Origin of the sequence: Acinetobacter sp. SwsAc5, assembly GCF_013391485.1 — a bacterium.
Lineage (GTDB): Bacteria > Pseudomonadota > Gammaproteobacteria > Pseudomonadales > Moraxellaceae > Acinetobacter > Acinetobacter towneri.
Genome location: NZ_JACAXD010000017.1, coordinates 30,137 through 50,426, shown reverse-complemented (window position 1 = coordinate 50,426; position 20,290 = coordinate 30,137). Strand labels below are relative to the sequence as shown.

Sequence of the window (20,290 nt, the reverse complement as noted above, 5' to 3'; positions counted from 1 at the left end):
AAATCTAGTGTAATTAACACCGCGTTAAACTTGAATCTTCAACGATTAAGCTTTAATGATTCACTCTGTGCCGCTTTGCTTCTATAATTGTCCATCCTGTCTATTTTAAATACCTTTGAGTCGCATGAATCCATCGCAGCAGTATCGTTTTTTACGTCACTCATTACGTGATGGTAGAAGCATTAAAAATGATTCCTCACGCTGGACTAAATTACATTTAGATCCATGGTTGCTGTGTTTTCTGATTTTAAATGCGATTCTGGGTTTAATGGTGGTATATAGTGCCACCGCGCAAGATATGGGGATGGTGCTGCGTCAAGCAACCAGTTTTGGCATTGGTTTTATCGCCATGATTATTTTGGCGCAAATTCCGCCTAAGGTATATCAAGCTGCCAGTCCATATTTTTATATCTTTGCAGTCATCATGCTGGCTTTGGTTTTGGTCATTGGTGAAACCCGTATGGGGGCAAAACGCTGGATCAGCTTGCCGGGTATTGGCAGTATGCAACCCAGTGAATTTATGAAATTTGCCATGCCATTGATGATGGCGTGGTATTTTTCGCGTCGTGCTTTCCCGCCTAAATTGATCCATATCATTGTCGCTTTAGTGATTATGATGATTCCTTTTGTCTTGGTGGCATTGCAACCCGATTTAAACATTGGTTTGATTATTCCCGGTGTCTTTGCGCTATTTTTAAGTGGCATGTCATGGCGATTAATCTTAGGAGCAATCACTGCATTGGCGCTCGCAGCACCATTGCTTTGGATGTTCTTTTTGCAGGAGTACCAAAAGAAAAGGGTACTCACCTTATTTGACCCAGAGTCGGACGCCTTGGGGGCAGGCTGGAATATTATTCAATCCAAAATTGCCATTGGGTCAGGCGGTTTTACAGGTAAAGGTTATTTAGAGGGAACACAATCGCATTTGGGTTATCTGCCTGAACATCATACTGACTTTATTATGTCGACCTATGCCGAAGAGTTTGGTTTTATTGGCGTGTTTTTACTGTTCAGTTTGTTTGCTGCCATTATTTTACGTTGTTTGATGATTGGGATGAATTGTTTCCATAATTTCGGGCGTTTGTATGCAGGCACGGTTGGTCTTACTTTCTTTTTCTTTGTATTTCTAAACTCAGGGATGGTGAGTGGTATTTTACCTGTAACGGGTGATCCATTGCCACTTATGAGTTATGGTGGAACGGCAGTCATTTCCATGTTGGCGAGCATGGGGATTGTGATGTCTATTCATACCCATCGTTAATTCAGAATCCATGTGAAAGGTGATGTGGGTGCAAGTTGCTATCATCATCTTTATCATGTCTGCGATTTTAAAATAGCCTAAGCAAATAGGATAAACACAAAACAATCCTTATAATATCCAGTAAATTTACTTTATTTATTAAGCAATAATTTAAAAAGAACAGCATAACAGTAACACAGAGCACCCCATGACCCATTTAATTTTTATTGCACTTTTCCCTTTGATTGCCTTAATTGCAATGGGTTATCTGCTTAAGCAATCACGTATGTTGGATGAGCCATTTTGGAAGGGTGCAGAAAAGTTAAATTACTATATTTTGTTTCCTAGCATGTTGTTTTTAAACCTCGCTACAGCAAACATTGAAGCGAAATCAATCGCACAGATTTTGTCGGTCGTAGGGATTATTGTGGCTTTAGTAAGTTGTCTGTTATATGCCTTGCGCGGCTATTTCAAAACACCCGCAGTCCGTTTTGGGGTGTATATGCAAAGCATGGTACGTTTCAATACGTATATCGGTTTGGCTTTGGTCGCAGCATTGTTTCAGGTGCAAGGCATGGCGCTGTTTGCGATTATTTTGGTGTTCTGCATTCCATTGGTGAATGTTTTATCTGTGCTGGCTTTAAGCGATACTAAGACTTTACAGGCAAAGCAAATCTTATGGTCATTAATGAAAAATCCATTAATTTTAGGGTGTATTGTTGGCGGTCTATTTAATTTATCAGGTTTGAGCTTGTGGGAAGGTGCAGCGCATTTTATTCGTCAAATAGCGTTATGCAGTTTGCCTTTGGGATTAATGTGTGTGGGCGCAGCATTACAATTTAATGGCTTGCAACGAGATGTATTCGCATTGGCATTGAATGTGTTCGGGCGTTTGTTATTTATGCCTGCTTTGGCTTGGCTAATTTGTCAGAGCTTAAATGTTCCAGTGTTGGAGTCGCAAATTTTAGTCTTGTTTTTTGCTTTACCTACTGCATCGGCAGCTTATGTACTTACACAAGTTTTAGGGGGAGATAGTCGTTTAATGGCTTCAATTATTAGCTTGCAAACCGTATTCGCCGCATTAACTTTGCCAATTGTGTTGTGGTTGCTCATTTAATCTGTCTAATACAATCTATTGTTCAGCATTAATCGTATAAACGATAGATGCCCGCAAAGCGTTCACAACCTTTTTGTTTGGTTTGAATTTTTAAGATTGCTTTAGAATAATTAAACTCATAACTGCAATCGTGCTCATTGTCGATGATTTTGTTTTTTTGATCAGGTGTTGTATAAGCTAAAAAGGCAATACTTTGGCTTTCAAGGCGGTTATTTGGATTGCGATAAGCAATACCTTCAATTTTAATGCTGTTTTTATTGAGTTGATGAATTTGTAAATGTACGGGTTGTGCAGCAAATTGACCATTTTCATATTTTAAATAATGTTGAGTCATGCTTTGATTCATTGAAGTGAAAAAATTCAGTTGATCAATTCTAAAATCAAATTGCTGAGTATAACAATTTAAGCTTTTGCATTGCTGTAAGCGTTGGATCCACAATTGCTGAGTATCTTCTAACAAGCGAATAGGCGCATCACTCATCAAATAAGCTGTTAAATGTTGATCACTTAATTTTTCACGCAATTCTGAGAAATTTTCTGTGCACACCTGCGCCAACTTTTTATTGGGTGTAGATCTACAATCAATCCCTTGTGCATAAGAGAAAGATGAATATAAACAGCCAAATAACAGCAGTGTACTTAAGTTTTTGATAAGATGAATCTCAGATTTCAACAGCATGATCGCTTATACTTTCACTATGTTGCGCTAGGTCTAATATAGCGAAATCGAAAGTATGAATACAAGATTTCAATGATTTATTTCTACAGGAGTTGAACATGGTTGCACAGATTCGTATTGGACAAGGATTAGATATTCATGCCTTTGAAGCGGGAGATTTTGTGACGCTTGCAGGTGTTCAAATTCCTCATACACAAGGTTTAAAAGCACACTCAGATGGTGATGTAGTGCTGCATGCATTATGCGATGCATTATTAGGTGCTTTGGCGCTGGGGGATATTGGGCAGCATTTTCCAGATACCGATCCAAATTATAAAGGTGCAGATAGTCGGGTATTGCTTAAACAGGTTTATCAACTCATTTTAGACCGTGGCTATAAACTGAATAACGCCGATATTACTGTGGCGTGCGAACGTCCTAAACTTGCACCGCATACGCTAGAAATGCGCCAAAGTGTCGCTGATGTATTGGATGTAGAGGTCACACAAATCAGTATCAAAGCGACAACCACTGAAAAATTAGGTTTTATTGGGCGTCAGGAAGGTATTTTAGCAACAGCGACTGTATTGATTTCTCATACAAAATAATCGCGTTAGAATTTTATCTATACAATCTGCTGAATTAAGAAAGTTCAGCAGATTCTAAAGCTTGTTGTAAATCTTGCGTGGCTTTACGACCTTGTAATTGCAAAGAAACGGCGTGAATTAAGCCTGTCCAAGTTTCATTGGGTTTCCAGATATCATGTAAAAAGTCTTGAGCCGTTGCAATATCCACATCCATAAAATATTGACGATACAAATACATCAAGCTACTGGCGTGATTATTGTTACTACAGTGAACCCAAACCATTTGGCTTTCCAGTAAATGATCCAGTAAATCTAAAAACAATAAGCACTGATCTGAAGATGGTGTTTCCAGTGAAATTGGCAACTGAATATAGTTGAGTCCAATATCCAGACAAACTTTATCTTCATGGGGAAGGGCGTGTTCGGCATCACTTTCAGCCAAATTAATTACTGTGCCAATGCCGTATTCTTTAATCAGTTTTAATTCGTCTGCGGTAGGTTGACCTGAAGTAAACAGGCGTTCATGAACAAACTGGAATTTTTTAATTTGGCTAAGTTGAGTTTCAAGTTCATTCATGGCAGGTCATTTCCTATGCAACAAATAGAAACGCCATCATGAAGATGGCGTTTTTAAATCTTAACGATTTGCTAAAACGTCTTTTAATGCTTCATGCATTTCAAGTAATGCTTTTTCTGTGGTTTCCCAGTCGATACAACCATCAGTCACAGACTTACCATACTCTAAATCGCATAAGTTTTCAGGAATATCTTGACGACCACCTTTCAGGTGACTTTCGACCATAATCCCAACAATAGACTTATTGCCATCTAAAATTTGCTCAGTGATATTTTTTAATACCAATGGCTGTAAGAATGGGTCTTTGTTTGAGTTAGCATGGCTGGTGTCAATCATGATTTTGGTGCTGACTTTGGCTTTGTTTAATGCATTTTCAGCATCTGCAACAGAGCCTGCATCGTAGTTAGGCTTGCCATTACCACCACGTAAAACCACGTGTGCATACGGGTTGCCGCTAGTACGAATTACTGAAACCTGACCTTGATCATTAAGACCCAAGAAGCTGTGACCGTGTTTTACCGACTGCATGGCATTGGTAGCAACTGTTAAGCCGCCATCTGTACCATTTTTAAAGCCGACTGGAGAAGAAAGACCAGATGACATTTCACGGTGCGTTTGGCTTTCTGTAGTGCGTGCACCAATTGCAGACCAAGAAATTAAATCTTGATAATACTGCGGAGAGTTTGGATCAAGTGCTTCAGTCGCACATGGCAAACCTTTTTCATTTAACTCAAGTAAAAGTTTACGACCAAGACGCAAGCCTTTTTCAATGTTAAAAGAGTCATTCATGTCTGGATCGTTAATTAAGCCTTTCCAGCCCACTGTAGTACGTGGTTTTTCAAAATAAACACGCATCACAATATAAAGAGAATCTTTTACTTTTTCGCTTAATACTTTTAAACGATCTGCATATTCATGTGCAGCAGCAGGGTCATGAATAGAACATGGACCAATCACCACAAATAGACGCTTGTCTTTACCATCTAAAATATTGCGGATTGTTTCACGACCACGAAGAACGGTTTGATAAGCATTTTCAGTCAAAGGTAACTCAGTTTTTAATTCTGCAGGAGTCACGAGTGGCTGAATACTTTCAATATTCACGTCATCGATGTCTGATTGTGTAAGAGGATTAGACTGTAAAGTATTCATTGCCGTCACTGGTTTGATCATACAAAAGATTGTTTAATAGTCTGAATATAACATGAATTTCACTGTATTTTGTTATAAAAAGATGAATACTTCTTTAAAAAATAAGTGATGAATCGGGTAGATAAATTAAACGGTCTGTTTTAGCAAAATCCTGTCAGATAAAGCATTCATTATTGGCTGGCTTGTGCCTCAGAAACTGCTGTTGCAGTTTCTGGTGTGCTGATAGGTTTTGATTTCACAGGATTGACCATAAAGTTAATCCCGATAATAAATAAGGTAATACCTAAAACTTTACGAATCACTTTTTCAGGTAAACGTGAACTGACTAAAGTTCCCACCACAATTGCAGGAATCGAGCCAACCAACAACCAAACCAATAGGTGAAAGTCGACATTGCCTGAACTCATGTGACCTAAGCCTGCAACTAGGGTAAGTAAGACGGCATGCACGACATCTGAACCGATAATACGAATCATCGGTAGATTCGGGAACATCAGCACCAATGCCATGATGCCAAAAGCACCTGCACCCACTGAAGAAAGTGTGACAAATACACCCAGTACAACTCCCATAATTACAATGAGGGCACGCTTATCTGCAGCCTGTAGTTTGACCTTTTCAAGGTCTTGGGTCATATCGGGCAATTCTTGTTTATGGTATTTATTAAAAAACGTTTCAATTTGACTGCGAAACACAATTGAGATGCCAGTTAAGGTCAACATAAAGCCCAGTACCACGGTCAGTACCATTTTGTAATGGGTAGATTGGCTTAAATAATTCTCTAAAACCCAGTGGGTCGCAAATGAAGCAGGGATACTGCCCACCGCAAGCCAAATGACAATGGGCCATACAATATTCATTTTTTTGGCATGAACCAATGAGCCGCAGAATTTTGAAATGGCGGCATAAAGTAGGTCTGTTCCAATTGCGATATGCGGTTCAATTTTAAACAAGCTGATCAGAATGGGAGTCATCAGTGAACCGCCACCTACGCCAGTCACACCCACGCAGAAGCCGACCAATACACCTGCCAAAATAAACTCTAAAGGACCAACCATGAAGATATGCCGAAGTCAAAAATCGTGAATATATTATGACTTTTGGCAATAAGCTGTTGTCTTGATTAATGATTTACTTATTCTTAAAACAGATATAGTCAATGTGGAAAATCAGTGCAAAAGATCGCAGATTCAAGCCACGGCTTACTTTCTGTTTCTTACAAAATACAGTGGCTATGCTAAAATGCGAAAATTCATATCCATTAAAATTTAGAGGACAAAACGCTTGCAAAATCGGAAACTTAAAATAGGTATCGTTGTGGGAGAAGTATCGGGTGATACTTTAGGGGCACAACTCATGCGACGTTTTCGTGAGCAAGGCATTGATGCAGAGTTTGAAGGCATTGGTGGCCCACAAATGATTGCGGAAGGTTTTAAAAGTTATTATCCGATGGATATTTTATCGGTAATGGGCATTGTTGAAGTGCTGAAAGATTTGAAAAAACTCTTTGCAGTACGGGATGGTTTGGTCGAAAAGTGGACTCAACATCCCGTCGATGTCTTTGTCGGAGTTGATGCGCCTGATTTTAATTTACGTCTTGCCAAAAGTTTAAAACAGAAAAACTTGCCGATTAAAACCGTGCAATATGTCAGTCCTTCGGTATGGGCATGGCGACAAGGTCGGGTACATGGCATTAAAGCCAGTATAGATTTGGTACTGTGTTTATTTCCGTATGAAAAAGCCTTTTTTAAAAAATGGGATGTGCCTGCAGCCTTTGTCGGACATCCTTTGGCGAGTCAGTTGCCGTTGGAAAATCCAATTGCTGCAGCAAAACAAGAATTGGGTTTAGACCAACAGCAACAACATATTGCGTTATTGCCTGGTAGCCGACGTGGTGAAATTGAGCGTTTAGGGCCGTTAGTTTTAGATGCGGCTTATATTTTGACGCAAAAATATCCGCAGTTTAAGTTTTTAATTCCTGCAATTAATGATGCACGTAAACAACAAATTGAAGCGTTACTGCAGTCTTATCCGAGTGCATTACAAGACAAAGTGCAATTGATGGAAAATCGTGGCACAGAATCCAAAATTGGTCGTCAGGTAATGAATGCGTCCGATATGATTGCACTGGCTTCAGGCACGGCGACGTTAGAAGCGATGCTATTACATCGTCCAATGGTTACGTTTTATAAGCTCAATCGCATTACGTACTGGATTGCGAAACTGTTGGTGAAAATTCCTTATTATTCATTGCCAAATATTATTGCAGGTAAAAAGGTTATTCAGGAATTAATTCAGGATGATGCAACACCAGAGCGTTTGGCAGCAGAAATTGAAAAGTTAATTTATATCGAAACTGCACAAATTCAAGTGATGCAACATATCACTATGCATAAGCAATTATTGTCCGATAACAGTGAAGACCCTGCACAAGCAATTTTGGCGATTTTAGATCGTTAAACTGTTCATTTCGTGATTGCATTGTTGTTTTGAAACTGCTGCCGATACTGGCTAGGTGTTAGCTCGAATTGCTTTTTAAAAGTTTGGCTAAAGGCGGTTTCGGAAGAATAACCGACACGATGGGCAATTTGTTGAATCGACAATTGTCCTTGCTGTAAATAATGCGATGCCAAGCGTAGCCGATGTTGTTGTAAGTATGCCAAAGGCGGCTCACCAATCACCTGATTAAACAAATTGGCAAATTTAGAACGTGACATGCAACATTGTTCTGCCAAACTTTCTACCGTCCATGCTTTTTCGGGTTGACCATGAATAGCTGCGAGCGCATTGGAAAGTTCAGGATGTGCCAAAGCGCCGAGCCAGTTATTTGAGTCATCAAGCTGAAAAATATAATCACGCACACATTCAATCAGTAAAATACTGACCAAGTGATCTAATATTTTATCCCGTCCCAGTCGGATTTGATGACTTTCCACCGCTAAAAATTGCAAGCCAATTTGTAACCACTCGGGCGCTGTGCTGCACATGATATGCGGAATATGCAGATATTCGGGTAGGGCACTTAAAAGCGGTTTTGCCATGGTGGTGTCCATGTGGCATTGAATCACCAAAATAAATGCGTCTTCAGCTTGTGTGTGATTTATCGTGCCAAAATTTATTGACTGCTGTGACTGAATTTGAAATAAATCCGAAATATCAAAGTGTTCTGTCCAGTGAGTGTCTGCAGTTGCACTTGCGTAATGACTGCAACCCGATGGAATCAGGACAATATCACCTGCATCAATGTGAAGGTGTGTCTGTGCAGATAAATGGATATGCAGCGAGCCTTGTAGTACTACATAAGCCAGCATTGCCCCTTGGTCACGATATTGAAATGACCAATCTCCTTGAGGATTTAAATAGATATATTCTGATTGGTGCAGATGTATATCATCAAAAATTTTACTTAAAGCATCCATATTTTAAGCATAAATCATTATAAAAAATAAACCTGTGATTTCAGGACAATATAGCGCATTTTTGCGCCAAAGACTTTTGCATAGCTTTTTTGGACGTCTGCAACTGTTCATTCTCGTGTCTTTCCTCAAATATATAGGTAGAACAGCGTAGAAGGAATAAAATAAGATGAACGCACCACTTCATTTGCTTAAAGAGATGGAACAGGATGTTCCTTATAAAAGCGCGGCTCAACTCGATAAAAAGCGTTATTTATGGTTGATCAGCCCATTTTTACCTGTATTGGGGATGGGGATTTTAGCGGGTTATCAATTCGCTCCGAAGCCTGCGAAAAAAGTTTTTGCTCTAGGTGGCCCTTTATTATTGCATGTGATTATTCCAACAATTGATACTTTAATTGGTCAAGATGCCAATAACCCAAGCAATGAAGATGTGAAACGACTTGAGGAAGATCGGTATTATTCGCGTTTGGTGAAAAGTTTTATTCCTTTGCAATATGCCGCCAATATTTATGCAGCTTATTTGGTTGGGCGGCCACAAACCTCGTTAGTCGATAAAATTTTTCTGGGTATTTCCATGGGGATGGTGAATGGTATTGCTGTCAATACTGCGCATGAACTCAGCCATAAATCTTCAAAAATAGATCACTTACTGTCACATTTGGCTTTAGCACCAACAGGATATAACCATTTTCGGGTTGAGCATCCGTATGGGCATCATAAACGTGCTGCGACACCTGAAGACCCTGCATCTTCACGTATGGGAGAAACATTTTATGAGTTTTGGCCCCGCACGGTAAAAGGTTCGTTTAAGTCTGCACTGCAAATTGAAACTCAGCGTTTAAAACGTAAAGGCAAAAGTTTTTGGTCGAAAGACAATGAATTATTACAAGGCTGGGGCATGAGTGCTGCATTTCATGCTGCATTGTTGGCGCGTTTTGGTACTGGGATCATTCCGTATTTGGCGACACAGGCTTTTTATGGCATTAGCCTGTTTGAAATAATTAATTATATAGAACATTATGGCTTGCTTAGACAAAAAGATGCGCATGGCAAATATGAGCGCACTATGCCTGAACACAGCTGGAATAATAACAATATTGTGACCAATTTGTTTTTGTATCAATTACAACGTCATTCCGATCATCATGCTTATCCAACCCGACCATTTCAGGCTTTGCGAAATTTTGATGAAGCGCCTGAATTACCAAGCGGTTATGCCAGCATGTTGCTGCCTGCCATGATTCCACCTTTGTGGTTTAAAATTATGGATAAACGTGTATTTGAACATTATCAAGGCAATTTAAACAAAGCCAATATTCAGCCTAAACGCCGTGCACGAATTTTTAAGAAATTTGGTGTGGTGGATAATTGATTGAATTATTAAGATTATTTTTTAATATTCATTTTGATATTTCTTTTGTATATATCTTTCAAAGGAAAGATTGAGATGTATACCAGATGTCTATTTTCACTCATCTTACTATGAATTGACTTCATCTCATTTTGGCGCATAATAAAGTTATATATTTATATAATATTGAGGTGGGTATGATTCATACAAACTTGAGAAAAGTAGGTGGTTCGGTCATGCTTGCCGTACCGCCTACATTATTAAAAAGTTTAGGTTTAGATGCGGGAAAGGAAGTTTCTCTGAGCATTGTGAATGGTAAGTTAGTGGTCGAACCTAAAGCGAAGCCATCTTATAAATTGGCTGACTTGCTGCAAGAGCATCAAGCTTTAGCATTAGAGCCAGATGCGTGGCATGATGTAAAAGCAGTTGGGCGAGAAGAAATCTAATGAATCAAGGCGATATTTATTTGATTTCATTAGATCCAACACTTGGACATGAACAACAAGGTAAGCGACCTGTATTTGTTATTTCACCTAAGTCATTTAATCTTATTACTAAAATGCCGATTGTTTTGCCTATTACTTCTGGTGGAAACTTTGCACGAAATATGGGTTTCGCTGTAGAGCTTATTGGTGGGAAAACTACAGGTATTGTGCGTTGTGATCAATCTAGAGCTTTAGATTTTGAAGCTAGACACGCGCGGTTTTTAGAATCCTCGCACGCAGATGTTTTGGATGAGGTTTTAGCAAGATATATCGCAATTTTTTCACCTGAAGATTAATTTATATCGAAAAAGACAGAAATTTATAGCAATATTTCTATGAAAATCTGTCTTTTATCTTACTTTACTATATGCCTTAAATCATAAAATCACTTGAGCTCACTCGAACTTTTACCTAATTCACGACGGGCAATAATCAATAGCTGAATCTGTTGCGTACCTTCAAAAATATCTAAAATTTTCGAATCACGTGCCCATTTTTCCAATAACTCATCTTCGTTATAACCCACCGATGCAGCTAACTCGACACACCTGAGCGTGATTTCATTACACACGCGACCAGCTTTGGCTTTGGAAATAGAAGCTTCGCGTGAGTTAGGCTGTTTATTGTCTGCCATCCATGCTGCTTTGAGCATCAATAAACGTGCGGCTTCCCATTCTGCTTCCATCCGATAAGTCTGTGCTGCGATATGTGAACACTGTAAATAGGGCGTGGCATAATTTGCATCTAATTGGTCTTTAAAAATTTCCTTAATCCGCTCTAAAGCGGCTTTGGCACAACCAACGGCCATAGCTGCCACCAAAGGGCGAGTGTTATCAAAGGTTTCCATCACACCTGCAAACCCTTTGGCAACATCAATTTCTGTATTGCCTAAAAGGTTGCTCGCAGGAACACGGCAATTTTCAAATCGAATTGTTGCTGTGTCCGAGGCTTTAATCCCTAATTTATGTTCTAAGCGTTCCACGGTCATGCGAGGTGTGCCCTTAGTCACAACAAAGGATTTGATCGCAGCACGTCCCAGTTTTTTGTCTAAGGTTGCCCACACAACAACGGCATCGGCGCGGTCACCAGAGGTCACAAAAATCTTTTCACCATTTAAAATATATTCATTGTCTACTTTGGTGGCAGTGGTACGAATAGCCGCAGAGTCAGAACCACAGTTGGGTTCGGTAATTGCCATGGCTGCCCAAACACCATTAAAGCGTTGTAATTGTTCTTCATTGGCCACCGCAGCAATCGCAGAATTACCTAAACCTTGGCGTGGCATACTGAGTAATAAACCTGTATCGCCATAACACATTTCGACAATACTCAGTGCGGTAGACATATTTACGCCATTTTTGTTACCTGTAGATGTGTCACCACGTTTGTTGACTGCTGCACCTGCATTCATGCCATCGCCCGCTTGGTTCATACCATCAACTAAGGCGGCAAGCATGTCTAATTCTTTCGGGTAGGCGTGTTCGGCTTTATCATATTTCCTTGAAATGGGACGTAATACATTTAAAGCAACTTCATGTGCCTGATCGACCAACATTTTGAATTTTTTTGGATTTTGTAAATTCATGGATGTATTCCTTATTTTTCTAGCTGGCTATCGTTTATTGATGGTGTGAGATTAAGCATGCAAGCCTGAATGCATAATTGCAGTCGCACGTAAATCACGATACCAACGCTCTACAGGATGTTCTTTGGTAAAGCCATGACCACCTAAAATTTGCACGCCATTGGTGGCAATTTGCATAGATTTTTCTGCACAGAGCAGACGTGCTAAATATGCTTCTCGATGAAAGTTTTTACCCGATTCGGCAAGACTCGCTGCATTCAGCAACAGCATGCGCATGGCTTCAATTTCAATGGCCATATCTGCAATCATAAAAGCCACACTTTGACGATGTGAAATTGGTTCGCCAAATGCAGTGCGCTCATTGGCATAGCGAATACAATAACTTTTCACTGCTTCACAGCAACCAACTGCCATGGCGCACCACATGAGATTGCCTAAATCTAAAAATGCGCTGTAATCGAAATCATCTGTGCCTAAACGCTCCGCAGGGGTTTGATTAAACTTTAAAGTCGCCGTTTCGCAGGCTTTTAAGCCCATTGCAGGCGCTGCTTTAAATTGAATAGAAGCATCACGTTGCACAATGAACACATCGGCTTGACCATTTAGCTCTGCACTAACCAAAAATAAATCTGCTGTTTCGGCCAAAATCACCAGCGTTTTTTCACCTGTAATTAGGTACTGTCCATTTTGCAAAGTCGCTTTGGTTTTTAGCTGATACGGATTAAACGCAGCAGTATTTTCCTGAATCGCAAAAGTGGCTTGAAGTGGCGTTGGATGGTTCGCGTCTGTTTCGGAAAGCGCAGATAAATACTGATTTTGAACCTGTTCTGAACCCCAGCGAGTTATGGCATTCATTACGCCAAATGTGGAAAGTAATCCTGCGGTTAAGCCAAAGTCGCCACGTGCCAATTGTTCGGCAATTAAAATATGGCTGACAATATTTTGTTCAGTGGCAACACCGCCTAAAGCTTCGGGCAGAGCATAGGTGTTCAAACCTAAATCTGTGCTGTATTGCCATAATACTTGTGGGAATTTCGTATCATGATCTGCCTGATGTGCCAATGGATAGATCACTTCTGTAGCAAATTGCTGCATGGCATCGACCAGCATTTGCTGTTCTTCACTCAATGACAAATCAAATAAATCTTTGGATTGACGTGTCAGTCGTTGTTGCGGTAATTTTTGTGTGCTTTTAAAATTTTTTTGAGTGGTTTCAAAGGTTTTAAAACCTGCTTTGGCTGAGTGATATAGAGATTGTTCAACCCATTTGCGTAATTTGAATTGATCGAGCAGATCACTCGATGCCATTTTAGTGAGTAGCGCTAAGCCGAATCCTTGGGCTTTGTTTATCATTTGACTCATGATTGTGTTGTCCTACACAGAGAATGCTTGTTTTTTATGCTGACATGCAGACTATAAAAAAACTATGTCATTGCTGACATGCAGAATTGTCAAAGATAAACGGTAAAAATTTTCTTATAACTGGACTAATATGTGGATTTTTATAGATTATTAATTTTATAGAAATCTACGCTTTTAAAATAAATTGACCTAAATGACAATTGCATCGAGTGGGCAACAATCATTTAGGTCTATATAACAGCTTTGATCAAAGAAATAAAAGTTGGGACTTAAATAAACTTTTGAATCATTTTGCGGACATTGGTTTTCGCATCAATCACGGTCATAAAGGTGTAGGCACCAATAAATTTACGGCTAATAAACATAAATTCTTTAGGCGGCACACTAAAGTAACGCGAAGCCATCGATTTAGATGCTTGTTGCATGACACGGCTATGCAGCTGACTTTTTTTCCAGTCATAGCGCGATTGTTCATCCATCACGCCTGCAGGTAAATCGCGGTTATTGTCTAAGTGACTAAAGGCTTCGGTTGCCAATAGAAACACTTTTGCCATGTCAGGTTTAATGCTTTCAGGGATGCTGTCAAAAAACTCATAACCCGTCATGGCATTCACCATCATTTGTGGGTCGTGGTAATAACCCGCCTTGATCAAATTACGCGCCACAGTCAGCAAGTGTTGATCAAATTGACGAATAGCACCAAAGTCGAGCAGTACAATTTTATCGTGAATATCTTCACCATTACCTAAGCGAACTAAGTAGTTGCCAAAGTTCGGGTCAGTCTGCATTTCGCCCCATTCAAATACTTCACGCACAGCAATTTCTAAAGAGGCTTCGCCTAATTGGTTACGGCGTTCTTGAGGTAATGAGAGCATGACAGGGCTGTTAATCGGTACGCCACGTTCAAAGGTCATACACAGCACTTGGTCGCTACAGTATTCATCCACAATTTGCGGCACAATGTAGCGCGGATCATCTTTTAAACGGGCAGCAAAACGACGTGTCGTTTCCGCTTCAATTTGATAGTTGACTTCACGATGCATCATTTCACGCACTTCATCAAACCACTGATCAAATTCACGGGTTTGCGGCACCATGCGTGTCAATTTGAGCATATTTCTAAATAGGCTCATGTCTGAGTCAATCGCATCTGCTACGCCTGGATATTGGATTTTTAATACCAACTCCAAACCATCCGACTTGCGGGTCGCGCGGTGAACTTGAGCCAAAGAGGCTGTACCTAATGGCTCATGATCAATGGTGAGATCATCAAGTTTGGCACCTAACTGTGCCTGTAATTGCTGTTTAATCGCAGGCCATGCCAATGCGACAGTCTGGTTATTCAGCGTGTTGAGTGCTTGCGTAATTTCTTCAGGTAAAAAATGTTCGCCGTACAGCGCCATCATTTGCCCAATCTTCACGATAGAGCCTTTGAGTTTGCCAATTTCAGCCACCAAGTAATCGGCTTGTTCTTTCATGGCTTTTTTTCGTTTACGTTCTTTTTCTTCTTCGCTTGAAAACATAGAGGTGGCATTCGAGGCTGCCCATCGTGTTCCTGCAAGTAAAGATGCCTTTGCGATGGATAAGCGTCGATCCATAGAGGAAGTCTTGAGTTGTTTAAGCTTATCGTTCTGATCTGACATTAAAATCAATCCTTAAATCAGCAATACGCAGGAAAATTAGATTGTAACGGATATTAGCGCGTCTTAACGTATTAAAAAAGTTCAACTTGCTGAACGACGAGTTTCCTCGTGAAAAAAGTATGAAAAACGGCTTAAAAGTACTTTTACATCCGATATTGCACTTTGGTTTCGGCTTTTTTCATCAATTGCGCTTTGTTGTCTTGGATAAATTTGAGAATCATCAATTTTACAGAATCGTGTAAAAAACCATGCGCATATCCCTTAACAATAATCACGCTGGGCAAACTAAAAAATAGATATTTGGCATCATCTAATGACGAATTTTCAAAAATGCCGTTTTCAATCAAAATTTGCTGAAAAAATTGTTTTTCAATCAAGACTGCTTCGGAGTGGTTGTCGTTCCAATAGCTTTGGCGCATGGCCATCAAATTATTGTGTTTGTAGCTCATAAGGCTGAAAGTTTCATCTATAAAATGAGTAATTCAATTATTGGGATATTGTCACATTTTTCAATGATTGTTGTGAATTTATCATAGACTGAATCATAAAAAGCAGGGGATTGACTATATGCTTTTTAACCTGAATCTTGTAGCATCAATGCAGCAATTTGGGTTTTGTAAAATTATAAAATATTGAAAATTTACCGCGCTTTAAAAACAGACTGCGCTCAGGGGAAAATATGAAAGTTTGGATATTTACACTATTGGGGATGCTGACTTTGGGTACAGCTCAAGTTTGGGCGAATGGCGTTTCACAAGGCTATACGCAATGTATGAACAATAGTTATGGCAAAATTTCCCAATCGCAAAAATGTATTAAAACTGAGCAAAAAGCACAAACCAAACGACTCAAAAAACACTATAAAGCCTATGTAAAACGCAGCGCAGGCAATGCCAGTAATATTCAACAACAGCATCAACTTTGGGAAAACCGTGTAAAACAACGCTGTTATTTATCGACTCAAAGCGATTTTGCCGCATTACAACGTGCACAATGTGTTTTGCTGCAAACAGCAGAGCGCGCTGATTATTATCAAGGTCAGTTTGTGGGAATCAAATAAGTAAAACCATAGTAAATAAATTACTTGGAAACTGCTTAAACATTATAAAACCGAGCAAAACAAGGTATCATAAGGCGTTTTAAAATTTGACCTTGGAGCGCCTTAAGTGGATCGACCGACAATTAGCCCTGAACATTTGCAGGAAGCTGCTGAAAACCTATCAACCATTCGTGATTTTATTCGCTTTGGGGTTACAGCACTACGTCAATACGATGCACATTTAGGTCAAGGTACAGAAGATTATTTTGCAGAAAGTTCTGCATTGGTGTTGCAAACTTTGTCTTTAGACTGGAATGCAGACGCTGAAATTTTAGATGCTAAATTATTGCCGAGCGAAGCAGCTGAATTTTTAAGCTTGCTCGAACGTCGTATCAATGAAAAAGTACCAACTTCTTACTTATTAAACTTGGCGTATTTCTTCGGAAAACCATTTTATGTCGATGAGCGTGTTCTAATTCCACGTTCACCTATTGCCGAGCTAATTGAAAATCGTTTTGCGCCATATTGCCTAGATGAAGAAGGTCAAATGCGCGAAGCAGATAACAATTTACCAGCCAATGCTGCGCCTAAAACCCCACAACGTATTTTGGATATGTGCACGGGTTCAGGTTGTATTGCGATTGCTTTGGCTTATGCTTTTCCAGATGCTGAAGTCGATGCAACTGACATTTCAAAAGATGCTTTGGAAGTCGCACAAATTAACTGTGAACATCACAACAAACAATACCAAGTGGCGTTGCTTGAGTCTGATTTATTCGCCAAAATCCCAGCCGAAAATCAGTATGATTTAATCGTATCTAACCCGCCGTATGTTGATGCGGAAGATATGGCAGATTTACCTGAAGAATTCCATCATGAGCCAGAATTGGCATTGGCAGCAGGGCAAGACGGCTTAGATTTAGTCCGTAAAATGTTGGCGCAGGCGGCAGATTACTTAACTGAAGATGGTCTGATTGTGATTGAAGTAGGTAATTCTGAATGGGCGATGAAACAGAATTTCAACACGGTTGATTTGCACTGGTTAAAATTCCAAAAAGGTGGTTCAGGTATTTTTGCATTGACTGCAGCACAATGCCGTCAATATCGCGATTTATTTATTCAATCTGTTCAAGCATAAGGAGTCGTTGGACGTGGCAGGTAATAGTATAGGGCAACTTTTCCGTGTAACGACTTGTGGTGAATCTCATGGCGTAGGTCTGATGGCGATTGTCGATGGCGTGCCACCGGGGATTGAACTGTCTGCAGAAGATTTACAAAAAGATTTAGATCGCCGTAAACCGGGTACGTCTAAGTTTGCGACACAGCGTAAAGAACCCGATGAAGTTGAAATTATTTCAGGTGTCTTTGAAGGTAAAACCACTGGAACTTCAATTGGTTTACTGATTCGTAATACTGACCAAAAATCGAAAGACTACGGTAATATTGCACAGACTTTCCGCCCTGGGCATGCAGATTATACCTATACGCAAAAGTATGGTTTCCGCGATTATCGTGGTGGTGGACGTTCAAGCGCACGTGAAACAGCAATGCGCGTTGCAGCAGGTGCAATTGCAAAAAAATACCTGTTCGAAAAATTTGGAATTGTGATTCGTGGTCACGTCACTCAAATTGGTACAGAAAAAGCTGAAAAGCTAGATTGGAACGAAGTACCAAACAATCCATTTTTCTGTGGCGATGCCGATGCTGTACCACGTTTTGAAGCATTGGTAACGTCATTGCGTGAACAGGGTACAAGCTGTGGTGCAAAACTGGAAATTGTGGCTGAAAAAGTGCCTGTGGGTTGGGGCGAACCTGTTTTTGATCGTTTAGATGCCGATATTGCCCATGCCATGATGTCTATCAATGCTGTGAAAGGCGTTGAAATTGGAGATGGTTTTGCAGTGGCAGCGCAGTTTGGGCATGAAACCCGTGATGAACTGACCACTGACGGCTTTTTGGCGAACCATGCAGGCGGTATTTTAGGCGGTATTTCTAGTGGTCAAGATATTCGTGTTGCGATTGCTTTAAAACCAACAGCCAGTATTACCACGCCAGGCAAAACCATTAATTTAAACCGTGAAGATACAGACGTACTGACCAAAGGACGCCATGATCCTTGCGTAGGTGTGCGTGCAACGCCAATTGCAGAAGCTATGCTTGCGATTGTGTTGATGGATCATTTCATGCGTCATCGTGCGCAAAATGCCGATGTGGTTGCACCGTTTGCACCCATTGAGCCAAAATAACAATATGCTTTAAGCAAGACGTATTGTCATCGATAGTTATAAAAATATTGTTGAGAAAGAAGCCAAACCACAGCGTTTGGCTTTTTAATACCTGAATTTTGAGATTAGTTCATCTTTTAGATTGTAAGTTTCAAAATTTTATACGCTGTTTTATATGGTGAAGATGCAGAGGAATGATCTGCGGCTCCTAAATATTAAGCCAATAAAAAAGAGCGCATATTGCGCTCTTTTCAAGGAATTTATTTACACCTCATTAAAGAAACCAAGTGTAATAACCCCAAATCATCAATGGCCAAGCCACAAATGGGCTAAATAACCATTTCCAAAACCAAAAGCGTGGAATAAAACCAACACCGTGTACAAAGCCACCTGAAATACCAATCATAATAAACATCATGGCACGGTGGCTATATTCACCGTTGGCATCCAACATTGCTGCTGGATGAAGAAGCAGTACAGCTGCGAGTGGGAATGCCAATAAACATGAAATAACCATCGCAATCTTGTTCGGTTTTTGAACTGTTGTTTCAGCGTTCACTGCAGTGTCTGTCATCTAATTATTCCTCGTCAAGGTCTTGATGAGATTCAATATACAGGGCACTCAAGACACCTGCAAAGCATGCCATCAGAATACCGAGAATCCATGCAAAGTACCACATAATTTATTCTCCTTAGACACAGCCTTAGTAAAGGCTGTGTGAATTCTCTTTAATGTGCTTGTTGGTGATAACGCCCCACATTTTGTAGTAACACCAAGTGGTGTATAGCAAAATAATTGGTACGAAGATACATGCTGCAACAGTCATTACAGTTAATGTGTTTTTACTTGATACCGCATCCCACATGGTCAAGCTTGCAACTGGGTTGAGGCTTGATGGCATTAAGAATGGGAACAATGCAAAACCTGCAGTTAAAATCGCACCGATCACCGCTAAAGATGAACCTGTGAAACTTAAACCAGCTTTGTTTTTACCTGCTGCAAGAATAATCAAAATACCGCCCAAGATGCCCATAATTGGTGCAATCATGGTAATAGGGTACGCTGAGTAGTTATTCATCCAGCCTGGGTTTGCATTGGTTAAAACTTCTTTAGCCAATGGGTTTGCTACGCCATTCGTGTCGTATGGAGTGACTAGGGTATAACCTTCGATACCACCGAAGTATAACCATGCGCCTGCACCTAAGAAACACACAAGGAACACAATACCCATGATTTGCGTTGCTTTTGCAGAGCGTGCACGTAAGTCACCATCGGTACGCAGCATTAACCATGCACCACCATGCGCACAAAGCATAGACAAGCTGACTAAACCACAAACTAAAGCAAATGGGTTTAATAATGCAAAGAAGCTGCCTGTATATGTTGAACGTACAGTTTCGTCTAGGGTAAATGGTACGCCAAGGAACATATTACCAAACGCAACACCGAATACTAATGCAGGAACTGCACCACCTACAGCCAAACCCCAGTCCCAAGATGTACGCCATTTGGTGTTTTCAAGTTTTGAGCGGTAGTCAAAACCAACTGGGCGCAGGAATAGGGCAAACAGAACTAAGAGTAGTGCCCAATACATGCCTGAGAATGCTGTTGCATATACCATTGGCCAAGCAGCAAATAACGCGCCACCCGCTGTAATGAACCAAACCTGGTTACCATCCCAGTGCGGTGCAATCGTGTTGATTGCAGCACGGCGTTCTTCGTCATTTTTACCTACAAATGGCATGATCGCCATTGAGCCCATGTCGAAGCCATCGGTGAGGGCAAAGCCAATGAGTAATACACCCACTAACACCCACCAAATGATTTTGAGTAATTCATATTCGATCAT

General features: G+C 40.3%; 22 protein-coding genes. 10 read left to right on the top strand and 12 right to left on the bottom strand.

The annotated features are described in order from the left end of the window. The first annotated feature begins 124 nt into the window (after positions 1-124). A complete protein-coding gene (gene rodA / locus HYG89_RS10745) occupies positions 125-1,261 on the top strand; it encodes a rod shape-determining protein RodA (protein WP_154320713.1) in 1,137 nt (378 codons plus the stop codon). A gap of 187 nt (positions 1,262-1,448) precedes the next feature. Continuing rightward, positions 1,449-2,357 carry an AEC family transporter gene (locus tag HYG89_RS10740; protein ID WP_154320714.1) on the top strand — a complete coding sequence of 303 codons (909 nt, stop codon included), beginning with the start codon at positions 1,449-1,451 and terminating at the stop codon, positions 2,355-2,357. A gap of 28 nt (positions 2,358-2,385) precedes the next feature. Here the strand turns inward: HYG89_RS10740 and HYG89_RS10735 are convergent, their stop codons facing one another. Then, positions 2,386-3,036, bottom strand: coding sequence for a hypothetical protein (locus HYG89_RS10735; protein ID WP_004973366.1), 651 nt, complete (start codon positions 3,034-3,036; stop codon positions 2,386-2,388). Positions 3,037-3,134: 98 nt separating this feature from the next. Here HYG89_RS10735 and ispF point away from each other — a divergent pair, with 98 nt between their 5' ends. Then, positions 3,135-3,623 (top strand): 2-C-methyl-D-erythritol 2,4-cyclodiphosphate synthase, encoded by a 489-nt coding sequence (gene ispF, locus HYG89_RS10730; protein ID WP_178867424.1) that lies wholly within the window; start codon positions 3,135-3,137, stop codon positions 3,621-3,623. 34 nt (positions 3,624-3,657) lie between these two features. On the opposite strand, the gene HYG89_RS10725 is transcribed toward ispF, so the two are convergent. The 3 genes from HYG89_RS10725 to HYG89_RS10715 all read right to left on the bottom strand — a co-directional run bounded on the left by HYG89_RS10725 (position 3,658) and on the right by HYG89_RS10715 (position 6,389). Continuing rightward, complete coding sequence (locus tag HYG89_RS10725) at positions 3,658-4,179, bottom strand: hypothetical protein (protein WP_178867422.1); 522 nt, start codon at positions 4,177-4,179, stop codon at positions 3,658-3,660. A gap of 60 nt (positions 4,180-4,239) precedes the next feature. Continuing rightward, the gene (locus HYG89_RS10720) at positions 4,240-5,331 is read right to left on the bottom strand and encodes a 3-deoxy-7-phosphoheptulonate synthase (protein ID WP_178867420.1); all 1,092 of its coding nucleotides are present in this window, start codon (positions 5,329-5,331) and stop codon (positions 4,240-4,242) included. A gap of 170 nt (positions 5,332-5,501) precedes the next feature. Next, on the bottom strand, positions 5,502-6,389 hold the full coding sequence (locus HYG89_RS10715; RefSeq protein WP_004973373.1) for a sulfite exporter TauE/SafE family protein: 888 nt from the start codon (positions 6,387-6,389) through the stop codon (positions 5,502-5,504). 226 nt (positions 6,390-6,615) lie between these two features. Between HYG89_RS10715 and lpxB the strand changes: the two genes are divergently transcribed. Beyond that, positions 6,616-7,791 (top strand): lipid-A-disaccharide synthase, encoded by a 1,176-nt coding sequence (gene lpxB / locus HYG89_RS10710; RefSeq protein ID WP_178867418.1) that lies wholly within the window; start codon positions 6,616-6,618, stop codon positions 7,789-7,791. A gap of 5 nt (positions 7,792-7,796) precedes the next feature. Here the strand turns inward: lpxB and HYG89_RS10705 are convergent, their stop codons facing one another. Next, complete coding sequence (locus tag HYG89_RS10705) at positions 7,797-8,750, bottom strand: AraC family transcriptional regulator (RefSeq protein WP_178867416.1); 954 nt, start codon at positions 8,748-8,750, stop codon at positions 7,797-7,799. 166 nt (positions 8,751-8,916) lie between these two features. On the opposite strand from HYG89_RS10705, the gene HYG89_RS10700 reads away from it, so the two are divergent. From HYG89_RS10700 to HYG89_RS10690, 3 genes are all read left to right on the top strand, one after another. Beyond that, on the top strand, positions 8,917-10,122 hold the full coding sequence (locus HYG89_RS10700; RefSeq protein ID WP_178867414.1) for an alkane 1-monooxygenase: 1,206 nt from the start codon (positions 8,917-8,919) through the stop codon (positions 10,120-10,122). Between the two features lie 176 nt (positions 10,123-10,298). Then, the gene (locus HYG89_RS10695; RefSeq protein WP_178867413.1) at positions 10,299-10,547 is read left to right on the top strand and encodes an AbrB/MazE/SpoVT family DNA-binding domain-containing protein; all 249 of its coding nucleotides are present in this window, start codon (positions 10,299-10,301) and stop codon (positions 10,545-10,547) included. Then, positions 10,547-10,882, top strand: a complete 336-nt coding sequence (locus tag HYG89_RS10690; RefSeq protein ID WP_096900853.1) for a type II toxin-antitoxin system PemK/MazF family toxin — start codon at positions 10,547-10,549, stop codon at positions 10,880-10,882. Before HYG89_RS10695 ends, HYG89_RS10690 begins: the two co-directional genes overlap by 1 nt. 89 nt (positions 10,883-10,971) lie before the next feature. On the opposite strand, the gene HYG89_RS10685 is transcribed toward HYG89_RS10690, so the two are convergent. The 4 genes from HYG89_RS10685 to HYG89_RS10670 all read right to left on the bottom strand — a co-directional run bounded on the left by HYG89_RS10685 (position 10,972) and on the right by HYG89_RS10670 (position 15,625). Further along, positions 10,972-12,171 (bottom strand): acyl-CoA dehydrogenase family protein, encoded by a 1,200-nt coding sequence (locus tag HYG89_RS10685; RefSeq protein WP_178867412.1) that lies wholly within the window; start codon positions 12,169-12,171, stop codon positions 10,972-10,974. Positions 12,172-12,222: 51 nt separating this feature from the next. Further along, positions 12,223-13,533, bottom strand: coding sequence for an acyl-CoA dehydrogenase family protein (locus HYG89_RS10680; RefSeq protein ID WP_178867411.1), 1,311 nt, complete (start codon positions 13,531-13,533; stop codon positions 12,223-12,225). A gap of 269 nt (positions 13,534-13,802) precedes the next feature. Continuing rightward, positions 13,803-15,176: an AarF/ABC1/UbiB kinase family protein gene (locus HYG89_RS10675; protein ID WP_004973390.1), complete on the bottom strand. Its 1,374-nt coding sequence runs from the start codon at positions 15,174-15,176 to the stop codon at positions 13,803-13,805. 143 nt (positions 15,177-15,319) lie between these two features. Continuing rightward, a complete protein-coding gene (locus HYG89_RS10670) occupies positions 15,320-15,625 on the bottom strand; it encodes a hypothetical protein (protein ID WP_154320717.1) in 306 nt (101 codons plus the stop codon). Positions 15,626-15,855: 230 nt separating this feature from the next. Between HYG89_RS10670 and HYG89_RS10665 the strand changes: the two genes are divergently transcribed. The 3 genes from HYG89_RS10665 (at position 15,856) to aroC (ending at position 18,461) form a co-directional block, all read left to right on the top strand. Continuing rightward, positions 15,856-16,236 (top strand): DUF1311 domain-containing protein, encoded by a 381-nt coding sequence (locus HYG89_RS10665; RefSeq protein WP_004973395.1) that lies wholly within the window; start codon positions 15,856-15,858, stop codon positions 16,234-16,236. Positions 16,237-16,342: 106 nt separating this feature from the next. Next, positions 16,343-17,353 carry a 50S ribosomal protein L3 N(5)-glutamine methyltransferase gene (gene prmB, locus HYG89_RS10660; protein ID WP_004973398.1) on the top strand — a complete coding sequence of 337 codons (1,011 nt, stop codon included), beginning with the start codon at positions 16,343-16,345 and terminating at the stop codon, positions 17,351-17,353. 13 nt (positions 17,354-17,366) lie between these two features. Next, positions 17,367-18,461 carry a chorismate synthase gene (gene aroC, locus HYG89_RS10655; RefSeq protein ID WP_004973401.1) on the top strand — a complete coding sequence of 365 codons (1,095 nt, stop codon included), beginning with the start codon at positions 17,367-17,369 and terminating at the stop codon, positions 18,459-18,461. Between the two features lie 253 nt (positions 18,462-18,714). Here the strand turns inward: aroC and HYG89_RS10650 are convergent, their stop codons facing one another. From HYG89_RS10650 to cydB, 3 genes are read right to left on the bottom strand one after another with little or no spacing between them, the layout of a single operon-like run. After that, complete coding sequence (locus tag HYG89_RS10650) at positions 18,715-19,014, bottom strand: cyd operon YbgE family protein (RefSeq protein WP_004973403.1); 300 nt, start codon at positions 19,012-19,014, stop codon at positions 18,715-18,717. Between the two features lie 4 nt (positions 19,015-19,018). Continuing rightward, positions 19,019-19,120 carry a cytochrome bd-I oxidase subunit CydX gene (cydX, locus tag HYG89_RS10645; protein WP_004860610.1) on the bottom strand — a complete coding sequence of 34 codons (102 nt, stop codon included), beginning with the start codon at positions 19,118-19,120 and terminating at the stop codon, positions 19,019-19,021. A 24-nt stretch (positions 19,121-19,144) separates the two neighbouring features. Next, positions 19,145-20,290, bottom strand: a complete 1,146-nt coding sequence (gene cydB / locus HYG89_RS10640) for a cytochrome d ubiquinol oxidase subunit II (protein ID WP_004973405.1) — start codon at positions 20,288-20,290, stop codon at positions 19,145-19,147.